The organism is Saccharothrix xinjiangensis, assembly GCF_039527585.1.
GTDB lineage: Bacteria > Actinomycetota > Actinomycetes > Mycobacteriales > Pseudonocardiaceae > Actinosynnema > Actinosynnema xinjiangensis.
Genome location: NZ_BAAAKE010000010.1, coordinates 155,581 through 170,224, shown reverse-complemented (window position 1 = coordinate 170,224; position 14,644 = coordinate 155,581). Strand labels below are relative to the sequence as shown.

Annotated in this window: 8 protein-coding genes; 3 read left to right on the top strand and 5 right to left on the bottom strand. The window is 71.4% G+C overall.

Annotation, left to right across the window (positions count from 1 at the left end; translation table 11 throughout):
* Window positions 1–34: 34 nt before the first annotated feature.
* The 4 genes from ABD223_RS22125 to ABD223_RS22110 all read right to left on the bottom strand — a co-directional run bounded on the left by ABD223_RS22125 (window position 35) and on the right by ABD223_RS22110 (window position 10,155).
* Window positions 35–949, bottom strand: coding sequence for an esterase/lipase family protein (locus ABD223_RS22125; RefSeq protein ID WP_344038270.1), 915 nt, complete (start codon window positions 947–949; stop codon window positions 35–37).
* A 127-nt stretch (window positions 950–1,076) separates the two neighbouring features.
* Window positions 1,077–1,829: a thioesterase II family protein gene (locus tag ABD223_RS22120; protein WP_344038269.1), complete on the bottom strand. Its 753-nt coding sequence runs from the start codon at window positions 1,827–1,829 to the stop codon at window positions 1,077–1,079.
* Window positions 1,826–9,307: an SDR family NAD(P)-dependent oxidoreductase gene (locus ABD223_RS22115; RefSeq protein ID WP_344038268.1), complete on the bottom strand. Its 7,482-nt coding sequence runs from the start codon at window positions 9,305–9,307 to the stop codon at window positions 1,826–1,828. The genes ABD223_RS22120 and ABD223_RS22115 overlap by 4 nt, the downstream gene beginning before the upstream one ends.
* A 17-nt stretch (window positions 9,308–9,324) precedes the next feature.
* Entirely contained in the window at window positions 9,325–10,155 is an 831-nt protein-coding gene (locus ABD223_RS22110; protein WP_344038267.1) for a class I SAM-dependent methyltransferase, read from the bottom strand.
* A gap of 368 nt (window positions 10,156–10,523) precedes the next feature.
* Here ABD223_RS22110 and ABD223_RS22105 point away from each other — a divergent pair, with 368 nt between their 5' ends.
* The 3 genes from ABD223_RS22105 (at window position 10,524) to ABD223_RS22095 (ending at window position 12,850) form a co-directional block, all read left to right on the top strand.
* Window positions 10,524–10,844, top strand: a complete 321-nt coding sequence (locus ABD223_RS22105) for a hypothetical protein (RefSeq protein WP_344038266.1) — start codon at window positions 10,524–10,526, stop codon at window positions 10,842–10,844.
* Window positions 10,841–12,349 carry an ABC1 kinase family protein gene (locus ABD223_RS22100; protein ID WP_344038264.1) on the top strand — a complete coding sequence of 503 codons (1,509 nt, stop codon included), beginning with the start codon at window positions 10,841–10,843 and terminating at the stop codon, window positions 12,347–12,349. The genes ABD223_RS22105 and ABD223_RS22100 overlap by 4 nt, the downstream gene beginning before the upstream one ends.
* An 87-nt stretch (window positions 12,350–12,436) precedes the next feature.
* Entirely contained in the window at window positions 12,437–12,850 is a 414-nt protein-coding gene (locus ABD223_RS22095) for a hypothetical protein (RefSeq protein ID WP_344038263.1), read from the top strand.
* Window positions 12,851–12,911: 61 nt separating this feature from the next.
* Here the strand turns inward: ABD223_RS22095 and ABD223_RS22090 are convergent, their stop codons facing one another.
* On the bottom strand, window positions 12,912–14,243 hold the full coding sequence (locus tag ABD223_RS22090) for a Vps62-related protein (RefSeq protein WP_344038262.1): 1,332 nt from the start codon (window positions 14,241–14,243) through the stop codon (window positions 12,912–12,914).
* Window positions 14,244–14,644: the final 401 nt, after the last annotated feature.

Sequence of the window (14,644 nt, the reverse complement as noted above, 5' to 3'; positions counted from 1 at the left end):
AGTTTGTGTCGTAGTTCCGAGCACCTGCCTGTGGTCAGCCCCCGTCGACCGGCAGCACCAGTCCGCATGTCACCGGTTCGGTGTGGGCGGGATCCAGGGCGTTGAGGACGTGCTGCAGGGCTGCGGCGTCGAATGGCAGGGCGAAATGCTCGGAGGCGTGCAGCGGGCCGCAGAGGTCCTGGAGGGTGATATTGGTGGTGTTCGGACCTTCGAGGAACGCGGATGTGTAGGGCGTGACGACCTCGTCGTAGCGCGTGGCGATCACCGTGTAGTGCACGCCCGGCACGGTGTCGCCGCCCTCGTTGAGCTTGAGCATGAAGTCGGAGCCGGTGATCTGATCGGTGACGGCGGGGCCGATGCCGGCGGCGAGCAGTTCGGGTACGCCGGGCACGTGGGCGAGGCCGGAGATTGTGGTGCCGTGGTTGGACGGCGCCAGCCCGACCAGCGTGTGCACCATGTCGGCGCCGCCGAGGAACTTGAGGTAGTAGCGGGGCATCATGCCGCCCTGGCTGTGGCCGACGATGTCCACTTGGGACGCCCCGGTGACGGCCAGCACCTCGTCGACGAACGCGGCGAGTTGGGCGGCGGACTCCGGGACGTGGGCGACGCCGCCGGCCTGGCGGGACCCCGGCAGGCCGACGTGCAGTCCCGGGAGCTGGCCGTAGTTCAGGGCGAAGACGCAGTAGCCGTGGTTGGCCAGCAGCGGGGAGAGCGTGTGCCAGTTGTAGGTCATGTTCTCGGCGGTGCCGTGCACCAACACCACCGGGCGGGGGTGCCGGCGCGTTGGGCGGCAGGTCGGGTCGTTGGCACCGGCCGGCGGGGTGTCGGGGTGCAGCGCGGCGTGCGCCAGCGCCACCGCACCCGAGTAGACCACCGGGTGCCGCGCGGTGTCGGCCGACGCCGTCGGCGGGACGAGGGTCAGGGGGATCACTGCCAGCAGGACAAGCATCCGTCGCACCATCGAGTCCTCCGCTGTTCGCCGTCGGTCGCGTGAGGGTAGGTGCGCGGTGCGGGTGTTCCGGGTGCGGTTCGACGGCGCGTACGGGTGATCGCGGTTTGGGTCCGCGACTGGTCGGTCAGTCGTCGCGGTCGGTGGCGGCCTCCAGGTCGTGGTGCAGTTGGGTGACCAGTGCTTCGGCCTGCTCCGCGGGGTAGGTGTGCCCGCCGGGGAACAGTCGCGGGGTGACCGGGGTGGTGGTCAGGTCGTTCCAGGCGGTGAGCTGGTCGAGGGTGGTGACGGGGTCGTCCTGCCCTCCGTAGAGGGCCAGGTCGCAGTCCAGCGGGGCCTCCTGCTGGTGTCGGTGTTGCAGGAGGAGCAGCAGGTCGCCGAGCAGCGGGACGTAGGCGGCCGCCAACCGGGCGAAGTCGGTGGCGGCGCCCGTGTGGATGCCGATGGCCTGGTTGGCCGCGGTGTGCCCGCTGAGCAGCAACGCGCCGAGGGTCTGGGTGTAGGGACCTGAGTGGGGTGCGGGCAGTGCGGACAGCGCGAGCAGCGCGGGTTGGCGACCACCGGTGCGCCGCAGGCGGCGGGTGGTGGTGAAGGCTGACAGCGCGCCGATGCTGTGGCCGAACAGGGCGAAGGGCCGAAGGTCGTCCTGTCCGGTGATGAGTTCGGCCAGTTCGGTGGTGAGCGCTTTCGGATCGGTGGTGCACGGTTGGTCGGCCAGTGGACCGCGACCGGGCAGTTGCACGGCGCACAGCTCGATGGTGGGTGGGATGGAGGGGCACCAGGGCAGGTAGAACTCCGGTCCCAGCCCTCCGGGCGGTATGCAGTACAGGCGCCACCGTGCTTGCGGGCGGTGGGTGAGCACGGTGAGGGTCGGGCTCATCGGGACCCGGCCGCGGGGACGTCGCCGACCCGGCGTCGGTCCTCTTGGGCAGGGCGTTGCCCAGGGATGTCGGTGGGCGCAGTGGTGCTGCGCAAGCGGGCGTGGATGCGGTGGGCGAGGGAGGACACGCCGGGTGCGCCGGCGAGTTCGACGGCGGGGATCTCGCAGTCGAAGCGCCGGTGCACAAGGGTGGCGAGTTCGGCGGCCATGAGGGAGTCCACTCCCAGTTGGTTGAGGTGGCGGGTGCGGTCGACGCGGTCGGCGGTGGTCTGCAACACCTTGGCCAGCAGGTCGGCCAGCGCGTCTTCGACGAGGACCATGGCTTCGGTGGCGGTGGCGGTGGCGAGAGCGTGGCGCAACCGGTCTGCAGAGGGGGCGTCGTCCTGCGCGGACAGCAGCGCGGCGGTCCGGGGAGCGGCGAGGGCGGGCAGGATCCGCGACAGCCTGCCCCAGTCGAAATGGCCGACCGCGACCACTGCGTCCGGGAGTTCCAGCAGCTCGTCCAGCGCGCGCAGGGCGTCGTCGGCGGGCAGCGCCCCGATGCCCAGGGCGGTCATCTCGTCGGTGCGGTCGGTGCGGTGGACGTACCCGGCGTCGCCGATGCCGCCCCACTGCACCGCCAAGCCGGGCAAGCCCGCTCGGCGGCGGTCGCGGACCAGGGCTTCCAGCGCGGCGTTGGCCGCGGTGTACGAGGTTTGGCCGATGTTCCCCACACAGGCGGCCGCCGAGCTGTAGACGACGAAGAAGTCCAGGTCGCGGTGGCGGGTGAGCCGGTCGAGCACGTGCCCGGCGGTCAGCTTGGGTGTCAGGACCGCGCGCAGGTGGTCGTCGGTGAGGTCGGTGAGCGGCGCGTCGTGCAGGATCATGGCGGCGTGGACGACGCCGGCGAGCCTGCGGCCGGTGGCGTCGAGGCCGGTCAGGACTTCGCGCATCGCCTCGGGATCGGCGGCGTCCGCGGCGTGCGCGTCGACCCGCACGCCGAGCGCGTTCAGGTGGGCCAGGAGGTCTGCGGCCTCGGGGGCGCTTGCGCCGCGCCTGCTGACCAGCACGAGGTGGCGGGCGCCGCGGGCGGACAGGTGGCGGGCGGTGGCCGCGCCGAACCCGCCCAGGCCGCCGGTAATCAGGTAGGCGGCCTCGCCGTCCAGGTCACGGGGTGTGGTGCGCTGGTCGACGGGGATGGGATCGCCGAACTCGACTACGACCTTGCCGACGTGCCGGGAGTGTTGCAGGCTGCGGAACGCCTCTTTGATCCGCGAGGCAGGGTAGCTGCGGTGGGGCAGCGGCCGGTAGGTGCCGGCGCGCAGGGCCTCGTCCAGTTCCTTCACGGCTTCGGCCAGTTGGGCGGGTTGGGTGTAGAGGACGGCGAGGTCCACCCCGAAGAACGCCAGGTTGTCGGCGAACGGCGCCTGGGGCAGCGCCGCGTCGGCCATGAAGTCGCGCTTGCCCAGTTCCAGGAACCGGCCGTGCGGTGCGAGCAGGCCGAGGCTGCGGATCTGTGCTTCGCCCGCGAGGGAGTTGAGCACGACGTCGACGCCGCGGCCGTCGGTGAGGTCGCGGACCCGGTCGGCGAAGTGCAGGCTGCGGGAGTCCAGGACGTGTTCGACGCCGAGCAGGTGCAGCAGGTCGCGTTTGGCGGGGGTGCCCGCGGTGGCGATGACGTGCGCGCCGACGCGCCCGGCGTACTGCAACGCGGCCAGGCCGATACCGCCGGCCGCGCCGTGGACCAGCACCGTCTCGCCGGTTCCCAGCCTCGCCAGGTGGTGCAGACTGCGGTGCACGGTCATCGACACCATGGGCAGCGTGGTCGCCGCGGTGAAGGTCGTTCCCGGGGGCACTGGCAGGGTGTGGTCGGCGCGGACCACGACGTGGGAACCCAGGCTCCCCGTGGTGACGCCGACGACCCGGTCACCGGGTGACACGTGGTCGACGCCGGGTCCGACGGCGGTGACGACACCGGCGCACTCGCCGCCGATGTCGGCGGCCTCGGACCACTGGTCACGCATGGTCACGGGGATCATGCCGAGGGCCAGCAGGACGTCGTGGTAGTTCAGTGCGGCGGCTCCGACCTCCACCACGACCTCTCCCTGTCGCGCGACGAGCGGGGGTACGGGCCGCCAACCCAGGCGGTAGCGCGAGCCCGGTTGGGCCAGGGCCAGGGTGTACGGGGTGTTCGTCCCGCTCCCGGATGACGGGCGGGTCGGCGGGATCGGCGCGCGGAGGCGGGAAACGAATCGACCCGCGCGGGTGAGCAGCACCTCGTCGTCCTCGGATCGTGCGCTTGCTTCCCGCAGCAGCAGCGTGACGAGGTCCGCCCCGGTGTGCCGGGCCGGCCCGGCGAGGGCGATCCTGCGGACGGTCAAGGCGGGGTGTTCGTTGGCCAGGCTGCGCGCCGCACCCCACGCGGCGGCGCCGGGTCCCGCCGGAGCGCATTGCCCACCGCCCTCGGCCGCGGGAACGACCAGCCACAACGTCAGGTCGGAACGGTCGGGGAGCTTCGTGGACGCGGTGGCCAGCCTGCGCAGCACGGCGCACTGCCGCACCGCCTGCTCGGTCGCCTCGGCCGGGGTTCCGGCGGCGGGGGTGTCGACCAGCAGCAGGACGTCGACCGGGCCGGGTTCGCGCGACAGCAGCTCGGTCCACCGCTCGGCGTCGTCGACCGGCACCGGGTGGACCGCCGAGTTCCCGACCCGGTCACGCAGCGCGGCCACCACCCCGGGCGTGAGCCCTCGCCCTGGGGCCGTCGCGGGCATGTGGCCGACGAGCCACCGGGTGGCCGGGGTGTCGGTGGGCCGGGCGACGGGTGTCGCGCGGTTGTCGCGGGCGGTGAGGATCACCGAGTAGTCGCCGTGCACCGGGTCCCCGGTCTGCACGGTGGAGGTGAACCCGCAGTCCGCCAGCAACCGCGGCCAATCCTCCCTCGCCACCAGCGGTCCGTCGGGGCGCACATCGGTGTCCTCGTTGCCCCAGAACGAGTCCAGCAGCCCGAATATCGGTGAGAACAGGGCGGGGTTGTGGATCTCGATGGCCAGCAGCTGCCCGCCGTCGGTCAGCAGGTCCGCCACCCGGTGCAGGCTGCTGGTGAGGTCGCGGGTGGCGTGCAGGACGTTGGCGGCGATCACCAGGTCGAACGAGCCCAGCGTGAAACCCTGTTCGACCGGGTCTGCGTCCAGGTCCAGCACCCGGTGGTCGAGGAAGTCGTAGTCGCTGAAGCGTTCGGCGGCCTGGGAGAAGAACGCCGGCGAGATGTCGGTGTAGGTGTAGTGGGTGCGTTCGGCCGGCAGCAGCGGCAGCAAGGAGGCGGTTGTGCCGCCGGCGCCGGCGCCGATCTCCAGCACGCGCAGCGGCCGATCCGCGGGCCAGGTCGCGACCAGTGCGCGCAGCAGGCGGGCGGCCACCCGGTTGTGGTGATGTCCCACCGGGACGCTGTCGTAGAACCGGGCGGCCAGGTCGTCCGGCTCGGCGAACAGGAGCTCGAGCGGGTCCTGCTCGCCGCGCAGCACCGCGGCCAGGTGCAGCCCGCACACGCCGTAGCCTTGCAGGCTCACGCTCTCGGCCGGCAAGTCGCGCAACGCGGCTTGGAAGAGAGCGTGCGGTTCCGGTTCGCGCCCCCAGCCCCAACGCCCCTGTCCCGTCTCGGTGAGCAGACCGTGCCGAACCGCCGAGTCGATCAGCACGGTCAGCAACCGGTGGTGCTTGGGCACAACGCCCGCAACGGCCAAGGCCGGAAGGGTGACGGTGTCCGTTGAGGGCAGCAGTTCACGTAGGGCCGCCGCGGTGAAGTGGGCGGCCAGCTGCGCGACGCGGCGGCGCACCTCGCCGTAGGGGTACTCACGCCACCGGTCGGCAAGGGCGGCCAGATCCGGCTCGCAGGTGGTGAGCACGGCCTGCGGCGACGGCAGCGCAGTGGGCTCGGACGGGGTGTCGGGTAGCGGAGCAGCGCGCAGCACCTCCACCAGGCGTGTCGGTCGTGGCGGGCGGGCGCCCTCGAAGCGGTGAGCTCGACAGCCCAAGATCTCCAGCGCCACCGCACCGTCAAGGTCGGTGATGGTCATGTCCCAGGAGACCTCCTGCGCGTCGGAGGTGCGGGCACGCAGGTGCACCAGCCCGACCGCGGGCATCGACCGCCAGCAGCGCACCGCGTCGATTCCCACGGGCAGGTGCGCGGTCGGTTCGGCGATCAGCGACAGCCCGGCTTGCAGCGCGCCGTCGAGCACCGTGGGGTGCGCCAGGTGGCGGTCGTCCGGTTCGATCGCAGCCGAGTACGCGGCCAGGACCTCGCCGTCGCCGACGTGCAGTCCGGTCAGGACCCGGAACGCGGGCCCGTAGGGCAGCCCCGCTCGGGCGCAGGCGGCGTAGTGCTGTTCCGCGGTGATCGCGCGGGGCAGGCGGCCGGTGATGGGGGCGACGGCCAGGGGCGGGGGCGCATCGCGCAGCAGTCGCCGCACCCGGGCCGCGGCGTGCTCGACCCAGTCGCCGTGCTCGCCCACTCGGGCTGCCACGCCGAAGCGCGCGTCGCGGCCCAGCGCGGTGTGCAGGTGCACCGGGGTGTCCGGATCGTTCCACGGCAGGGTCAACGCTCGGTCGATCCTCAATCCGGTGACTTCCACCGGAGCGTCGAACACCTCGCGCCCCGCCGCGAGTGCCATGTCCACGTACGCGGCGGCGGGCAGCACCACGGCGTGGCCGACCCGGTGGTCGGCCAGCCACTCCAGCGGGCCGGGTTCGACGTCCTGCGACCACGCCGGCTCCGGTCCCGGCTGCCGGGAGCCCAGCAGGGGGTGGCTCGGCGCGGCGGCGTCCCGGGTGGTGTCCGACAGCCACCAGTCGGGGTGGCCGTTCCAGTGCCGTTCGCGCTGCCAGGGGTACGCGGGCAGGTCCACCACCCGGCCGGGGTGGGGGAAGAAGACGTCGTGGTCCACCTCGGCGCCGGCCGCCAGCGCGTGGGCCTGGGTGAGGTCCAGCGCGTCCGGCCCTGGCGTGGCGCGGGTCGTGGTCGGCACCAGGGCCACCGGGTCGGGCGAGTCTGCCGTCACCCGTCGCAGGTAGGTGCCCAGCACCGGGTGGGGGCCCACTTCCACCAGCACGTCACAACCCTGCTGTCCGACCAGGGCGTGCACCGCGTCGGCGAACCGCACCGGCAGGCGCACGTTGCGCCACCAGTACCCGGCGTCCAGGTCCGCGCCGTCGACGGGGGCGCCGGTGACCGTGGAGACCATCGGGATCCGGCAGTTCGCGGTGCGCAGCCCGGTCAAGGCGTCGGTCAGCTCACCGTGCAGCGGGTCCATCACCGGGCTGTGGAACGGGTAGTCCAGCTCCAGGTCGCGGAAGAACACGCCTCGTTCCCGCGCTGTCTCCCCCAGCGCCGCCAAGGCGCGCTCGTCCCCGGAGACGGTGACGTCGCGGGCGCTGTTGATCGCCGCGACCACGAGGTGTCCGGTGTGCCCGGAGTCGGCCAGCAGGCGTTCGGCGTCCTGCGCGCCCAGGCCGACCGCGGCCATCCGCCCGGTGCCCGCGGTCGCGGCCTGGGCCCGGCTGCGGGCGGCGATCACCCGGCAGGCCGCGACCCGGTCCAGCGCCCCGGCGCAGTAGGCGGCGGCCACCTCACCGACGCTGTGCCCGATCACCGCCGCCGGCTTCACCCCTCGCGCGGCCAGAGCCGACACCAGCCCGGCCTGCACCGCGAACAGCAGCGGCTGGGCGATCTCGGTGCGCTGCCACCCCCGTGCGTCCGGCTCGGTGATCTCGCCGAGCACCGACCAGCCCAGCAACGGCGTCAGCACCTCGTCCACCGCGGCGACCCCGGCCCGGAACGCCCGGTCGGCGACCAGCAGCTCACGGCCCATCCCAGCCCACTGGGAGCCGTTGCCGTCGAACACGAACCCGATCCGCCCCCGCCGGACCGCGGTGGCCGACGCGCCTGCGCGGGCCGGTTCGCCTTCGGCCAGGGTCCGCAGCGCGCGGGCGGCCTCGCGGGGGTCGGTTGCCACGACCGCGATGCGCCGCTCGTGCTTGCCGCGCCGGCCCGCGGTGAAAGCGGTGTCGTAGAAGTCCTCCGGGGCGGTGTCGGCCAGGTGGTCGGCCCAGCCGCGGGCGGCCTCGGCCAGCGCCCGCGGCGTCCGGGCGGTCACCACGACGGGCAGTCGCAGCCCGGTGCTCGGGGCCGACGGGGGTAGCGGTGGCGGGGCGGCCAGCACCACGTGGGCGTTGACGCCGCCGAACCCGAAGCCGCTGACCCCCACCACCTGGCGCCCGGAACCGGACAGCGGGCGGGCTCGGGCGACCGGCTCCAGCCCCAGACCGGCGAAGTCGATCTCCTCGCGGAGTTCGTCGAGGTGCAGGGTCGCCGGGATCCGCCGTTCCCGCAGCACCAGCACCGCCTTGAGCAACCCGGCCACACCCGCCGCGGACTCCGAGTGGCCCACGTTCGACTTCACCGACCCGATCGGCAACCGCCCGACGTCGGCGCCCCGCCGGCCCAGGACCTCGCCCAGCGCCGCGCACTCGATCGGATCACCGGCCTGCGTGCCGGTCCCGTGCGCCTCGACGTAGGCCACCTCGTCCGGATCCACGCCCGCCTCGGCGTACACCTGCGCCAGCAGCGCGGCCTGCGCCTCCTGGTTGGGCAACGCCAGTCCTGTCGTGCGGCCGTCGGTGTTGGTGCCGCTGGCCAGGATCACCGCGTGCACCCGGTCACCGGCGGCCAACGCCGCCGTCAGCGGCTTGAGCACCAGCACGCCCACGGCCTCGGCGCGGGTGAACCCGTCCGCGCGAGCCGAGAACGGGCGGCACCGCCCGGTGGGCGACAGCATCGATGCCTGGGAGAACCCGGCGAAGCCGCCTGGGCCGAGCAGCAGGTTCACCCCACCGGCCAAAGCCACGGCGCTGCGCCCGGAGCGCAGCACCTCGCACGCCTGATGCACCGCCACCAGCGTGGACGAGCAGGCCGTGTCCACGGCGGCCGACATCCCGTGCAGGTCGAACGCGTAGGAGACGCGGTTCGCGACGTTGCACGACGCCACGCCGCCCATCGTGTAGGCGTTGAACCCCCGCGGTCGCCGCAATTGCAGGTCCCAGTAGTCGTGGGACGAAACACCCATCAGCACCGCGGTGTCACTGCCCGCCAGGGCGTCCGGGGCGATCCCGGCGTCGTCCAGGGCTTCGGCGGCACACTCCAGCACCAGTCGCTGCTGCGGGTCGAGGTGGGCCGCCTCTTTCGGAGAGATGCCGAAGTAGTCCGCGTCGAAATCCGCCACGTTCTCCAGGAAGCCGCCCGCGGCGGTGTACGACTTACCCGGTCGGGCCGGGTGGCCGGTCACGAAGCGCGCACTGTCGAACCGGTCGGCGGGCGCGATCCCTACCAGGTCCCGCTCCTCGCGCAGAGCATTCCACAAGCCGTTCAACGAGTGGATTTCACCGGGCAGCCGGCAGCTGAGCCCGACGACCGCCACCGCCCCTCGGGAGTCGTCGAGCGCCGCCATTTCTACCTCACATGGGATCAAGAGTGGGTGTTGTCGTCGGAGAACGCGTAATGAAGTGTCCGCAGACTGCCTCGCAGCGCTGGAATGGAGCGCAGCACGGTGTAGAAAACCCTGGTCTTACGGGGCAGCGATACCACCTCGGGTTCGCCGAGGACCGGGCGTTCGGCGATGAAGCGCAACCGCGGGCTCCAGCGCTCCACGACCCGGCGGTCGGGCAGCACCGACCGGATGGTCGCGCCCGTCGCCCGGAAGCTGGGCTGGCACCTCATGACGGTGGCGCCGACCCTGGAGAAGACGTCGAACATCACCTCCCCCTCGTGGAAGTGCCCGACGACCCGGGTGACCAAGCGCTCGACCTCGGCGTCGGGCAGGTACATCACCAGGCCTTCGGCGACGACCATCGTCGGGCGGTCCCCGGGCAGGCCCTCGAGCCAGTCGGGTTCGGTGACGTCGGCGGCCACGCTCCGGTAGCCGGGCCGCTCGGGGTACAACGCGCGGCGCAGCTCGACGACCTCCGGGTAGTCCACGTCGTACCACTGCACCGTCGCCGGCGGATCCACCCGCCACGCCCGGCTGTCCAGCCCGCAGGCGAGGTGGACCACGACGGCGTCGGGGTGACGTGCGCAGAACCGGGCCACCTGGCGGTCCATCGACAGCGCGCGCAGGGCGACGAGCGGGTCGCCGCGCTTGCTGTCGAACCGCGTGAAGTCGTAGTCCAGGCACGCCACCAGCCGCTCGGCCATGGGGTCGCCGAGGACCGGTGTGGTCGAACGGCTTTCGAGCGCACGCAGGTACAGCGTGAGGAGAAGGGTCTGCTGCACGTTGGTCAGGCGCACGGGAAGCCGCATTTCACCGTCTTTCCGACAGGATCACACCACTCCGAAGGAGCAGCGAAATGGAATCCGATTCGTTCACCGGAGCGCAGCCGCGCCCCACCATTTCCACCTGTGATCCGGATTTGATTCGGAGTGGAACACGACCAACCGTAGCGGGGACGAACTCACGCGGGAACGACCGTTGGAGGTACGTTCGGCGCCTGATCATCCAAACTCGACAGAGTGAACATCACTACTCTGCGTGATAGCGCCATACCGCTGTTCGACCGACTCGGTAACCCCGGGTCGTGATCGAGTGAGCCCTCTGTCTGCCCAGGTCCACTGCACCCACTATCCACAGGGGAACAGAGAATGGAACCGCCCGCCGGAATACGTTACCGATGGAGGCCATGACCATGACGCAACGCACCCGACGCCGGGGGATCATCAAGTTGATCGGTGATATCGCCGACGACAGCAAGGAGTTCATCGACGACCTCCTCGACCGCACCAGGGACGTCGACCGCGACTTGCGCGACACCGTCCGTCACGCCGTCGACGAGGAGGAAGACGACCAGGACGACGACCACGTGGTCACCACCAGTCAGCTCGAGGCGTTGCAAGGGCAGCTGGCGTCCTTGGCCGAGCAGGTGGGTCGACTCGCCGAACTGCAACAGCAGCAGCTCCAGCACCGAGAACAGCCCTCCCAACCCACCCGGTGACCGGCGTGGAGGTCGCCGACGCGGGCGCATCCCGCCTGCGCGTCCTGACCGGGGCGCTGGGATCGCTGCTGCACTCGGAACTGGGCCACGCGCTCGGACGGGGCACCCCAGTCGGCGAGACGTCGCGACGACGGGCACGCGACGTGCGCCGCACCTTGGAAGGACTGGGCCCCTTCTACGTCAAGATGGGGCAAATACTGTCCACCCGGCCGGACATCGTCTCCGACGAGATGATCAACGAGCTGCGCACGCTGCACGACACCGCCTCGGTACGGCCGTTCGAGGAGTTCGAACCCGTGCTGCACGACGAACTGGGCCCGCGGTGGCGCAGCCGTTTCCGGGACGTCGACACCACCCGACCGCTGGGCGCGGCCTCACTGGCCCAGGTGTACGCGGCGACCATGCCCGACGGGCAACCGGTCGTGATCAAGGTCCAGCGCCCCGGCATCGCGCCGGTGGTCGAGGCGGACATGAGGCTGCTGCGCCGAGCCGTCCGCCTGTTCTCCCGGTTCGCTCCCACGCTCACCGAACTGATCGACCTGGAAGCCATGCTGGGCATGCTGTTCGACGCGATGCGCGCCGAACTGGACCTCACCGTCGAGGCCCGGCAGATGGACCAGGTCAGGGCCGACGTGGCGGACTTCAAGCACCTGGACGTCCCCGAGGTGCTGCTGGTCACGCCGCGCGTGATGATCCAGAGCCGGGCCCCGGGCCGATCCATCCGCGACGTCGACCCCGCCGAGTTCCCGACCGCCGAGCGCATGGCCATCGGCCGCGACCTCATGGCGTTCATGTACCGCAGCTACCTCACCACGCGGGTGTTCCACGCCGACCCGCACCCCGGCAACATCTTCGTCTGCCCGGGGCAGAAGGCATCCCTGCTCGACTGGGGCATGATCGGACGCATCGACCGCCGCACCAGCCACGCCGTGCTGATGCTGCTGCTCAACATCTCGATGAACGACGGGCAGGGCGCCGCCCGCGCCTGGATCGGCATGGGACGCGCCACAGGCCAAGCCGACGTTCCGGCGTTTCAGAACGACATGGAAGCGCTGGTCCCCAAGCTCACCACCGCCTCGCTCAAGGAGCTCGACTTCGGCCTCACCTTCACCAGCGTGCTCAAGAGCTCCACCAAACGAGGCATCAGGACCAACCCCGCGATCGCCGTGCTGGGCAAGTCCTTCGCCAACCTCGACGGCTCGATCCGCTACCTGGCGCCCGAACTGAGCACCGCCGAGGTCTTCCGCGACGAACTGCGCACCCTGACCACAGACCTGCTGACCGAAACGCTCTCCGACCAGCACGTCGCCCGCACCGCACTGGAGCTGCTCACCGTCGACGACGCCGTGGTGCAGTCACAGACCGTGCTGCGCGACCTCGCCAACGGACAGCTCCAGCTGAGACTGCCCACACCGGCTCCGACCGACAAACGTCGGGGAAAGATCTGCTTGATCCTCGGCGCAGCCCTGGCAGGTTTCCTGTGGCGCAGAAAACCCCCGAGGTAGAGCGACGTCGAGGATCGACCAGCTCGTCACCGTCCCGGCGAGTGAAGCTCGTGTCCACCCGGGCCGCCGCGAGCGCGCCGGCAACCGGTGTCCATCCCACAGGAAAGAGACGGCCATGCCGCAATCACGCGCACACGGGAGTGGCGCGAAGACGGCGCGAACCGGTCGCCGCGAGCCCTGTTCGACGGCATGACCCGCGCCCAGCAGGACAAGGCGTTCGGCAAGGGCGACGCCGCCGCGATCCGGGCCGGTGCCGACATCGGCCGCGTGGTCAACGCACGCCGCCGGGGACAGGTGTACGTGGCCAGCGGATACGAGTTCACCCGCGACGCCACCACCAGCCGGGGCATCGGCCGCCAGCTCGGCGAGCTGGCCAAGCAAGGCGGCCGATACCGGCGCTCCCAGGTTCCCCGCCCCACCGCCGCCCAGCTCGTCAACGCCGTGGGCGAGAACCGGGAGGAGCTGGTCCGGCAGCTACGTCGCTTCGGCTATCTGCGCTGACCGGACCTTGGATCAGGCGACGGTGGGCCGGTGGGGACCGGGTGTGCGACGCGCTGTGCTGTTACCGGACGGCGGTGGGCGTGTCCGCTTCGGCCGGGGTCGGAGACGGGATGTCGATGTCGTCGACCGTGGTGAATGCCCGGTCGTCGGCGTGGTTGGTGTGCAGCACGTTGCTGCCGGGTGGGTACTCGCCCTTGGTGAAGGACTTGGTGGGCACGGTCAGCACGCCGCCGCCGATCTGGCTGCCGTCCTTGCGGATCGGAACCAGCACGTGGGTGTTGGACCACAGGCAGCCCGCCGCCCCGGCCGGGACGGTCAGGTCCTGGTCGTTGCTCTCCGAGGCGAACTCCGAGATGCCGAACCGCTGGCTGTAGCCCAGTTCGAGGGACATGCTCACGGTGACCTTGGCGCTGAACAGGTCCAGGGCGCTGACGCCGGCCTCGACGGAGACGCTCATCCCCGTCTTCCGCGAGAATTCCGTGCTCTGGTCCTCGGTCACCCCGGTGGTGACCCGACGGGTGCCGGTGTCGGGTTCGCTGCCGGACCGGTTGTCGAAGTAGTGCACCACCTGGAAGAACCGCCGCCGCTCCAGCGTGTAGAACGGGGAGTGCTCCACCCTCCACGGTTCGGGCTTCTCGGTGTCGTTGACCATCGTGTAGGGCACGACCACCCGGCGGTCCACGGCCATCGTGCCGTCGGGCGGCTCCTCGTAGGAGTCCATGACCGGCCGGGTCGGGCCGCTCAACTCCTGGACCACGGCGGGGAGGTCCAGTGCCCACGTGACCGGCGAGGGCGGCGGTGGCGAGCCCCGGTAGTAGGCCGGGTAGGCGGTGAACAGACCCGGCGCGAGGATCAACCGGTTGTGGTCGTCCACGCCCGGGTACGCCGGTGCGTCCACCCGCCACACCGACACGTCCCGGTCGGCCTCGGAGTCGTCGTCGTTCCAGATCTGCTCGCCCACCCGCGCGTCACGGATGTACTGACGCCCCTGGTACTCGCGCCGGACGCACGCCATCGCGTTCAGCGGGGGCTTGCTCCACCCCGACCAGCACAGATCACCCAACGCCACGTACCCCGCCGGGGGCTTGGGCCGCCAGATCGCCCCGTCCCGATCGGCTCCGCTGCCACTATCGGTCCAGATCAACTCGTAGTCGACAGGTGCTCTGAGCAGGCCGCTCGCCTCGTCGGCCACCCTGGCCACCAGGCCGCCGCGCTGCCCGTTGATGTTGTCGTGCCGGTCGGTCGCGAAACCGCCCAACGCCCACCACCCGCTCGGCGGTTTGGGTCGCCAGAAGCTGCCGTTGCGCGGAGCCCCGGACCCCCGGTCGTCCCACAGGAAGTCGAACTGCGTCGTGAACCCCAACTCCAACGGGCCGTATCGCTGCGTGATCACTACCGCGCACCTCGTTCCACGACCGCCGATCATGACGTTCGATGGTTGTCCGACTACCTTCCGTTCATTACAGAGGGTCGCTCGACGTCCCAGCTAGGCATGTCTCCCGACCAGGTGGCACAGCCTTTCGACCGCGCCCACGCCCGGCACATCGCCTGTCACCGGGCACGCGGACGCACGTCCCGGCCTGTACGCAGCACTTTCACACCCCATCGCCACACCTCGCCCGAAAGGGGGTTCCGTCCTGTCCGACACTCCGCTCACCCCGGCACCACCGGAACAGCCCACCAGCCCGCCACCGGCCCCCGAACCACCCGCCTCACCTCCACCGCCGGAGGTCACCGGCGAGACCGCCGAGCCGGATTACCAGGCGCTGTACGAGGAGACCCGCACCAAGCTGA

What these genes read in the sequence shown, in the direction of transcription:
- ABD223_RS22120 (WP_344038269.1), bottom strand. Translation starts at nt 1,829, where the DNA reads ATGAGCCCGACCCTCACCGTGCTCACCCACCGCCCGCAAGCACGGTGG.
- ABD223_RS22110 (WP_344038267.1), bottom strand. Translation starts at nt 10,155, where the DNA reads ATGCGGCTTCCCGTGCGCCTGACCAACGTGCAGCAGACCCTTCTCCTC.
- ABD223_RS22125 (WP_344038270.1), bottom strand. Translation starts at nt 949, where the DNA reads ATGCTTGTCCTGCTGGCAGTGATCCCCCTGACCCTCGTCCCGCCGACG.
- ABD223_RS22105 (WP_344038266.1), top strand. Translation starts at nt 10,524, where the DNA reads ATGGAGGCCATGACCATGACGCAACGCACCCGACGCCGGGGGATCATC.
- ABD223_RS22115 (WP_344038268.1), bottom strand. Translation starts at nt 9,307, where the DNA reads ATGGCGGCGCTCGACGACTCCCGAGGGGCGGTGGCGGTCGTCGGGCTC.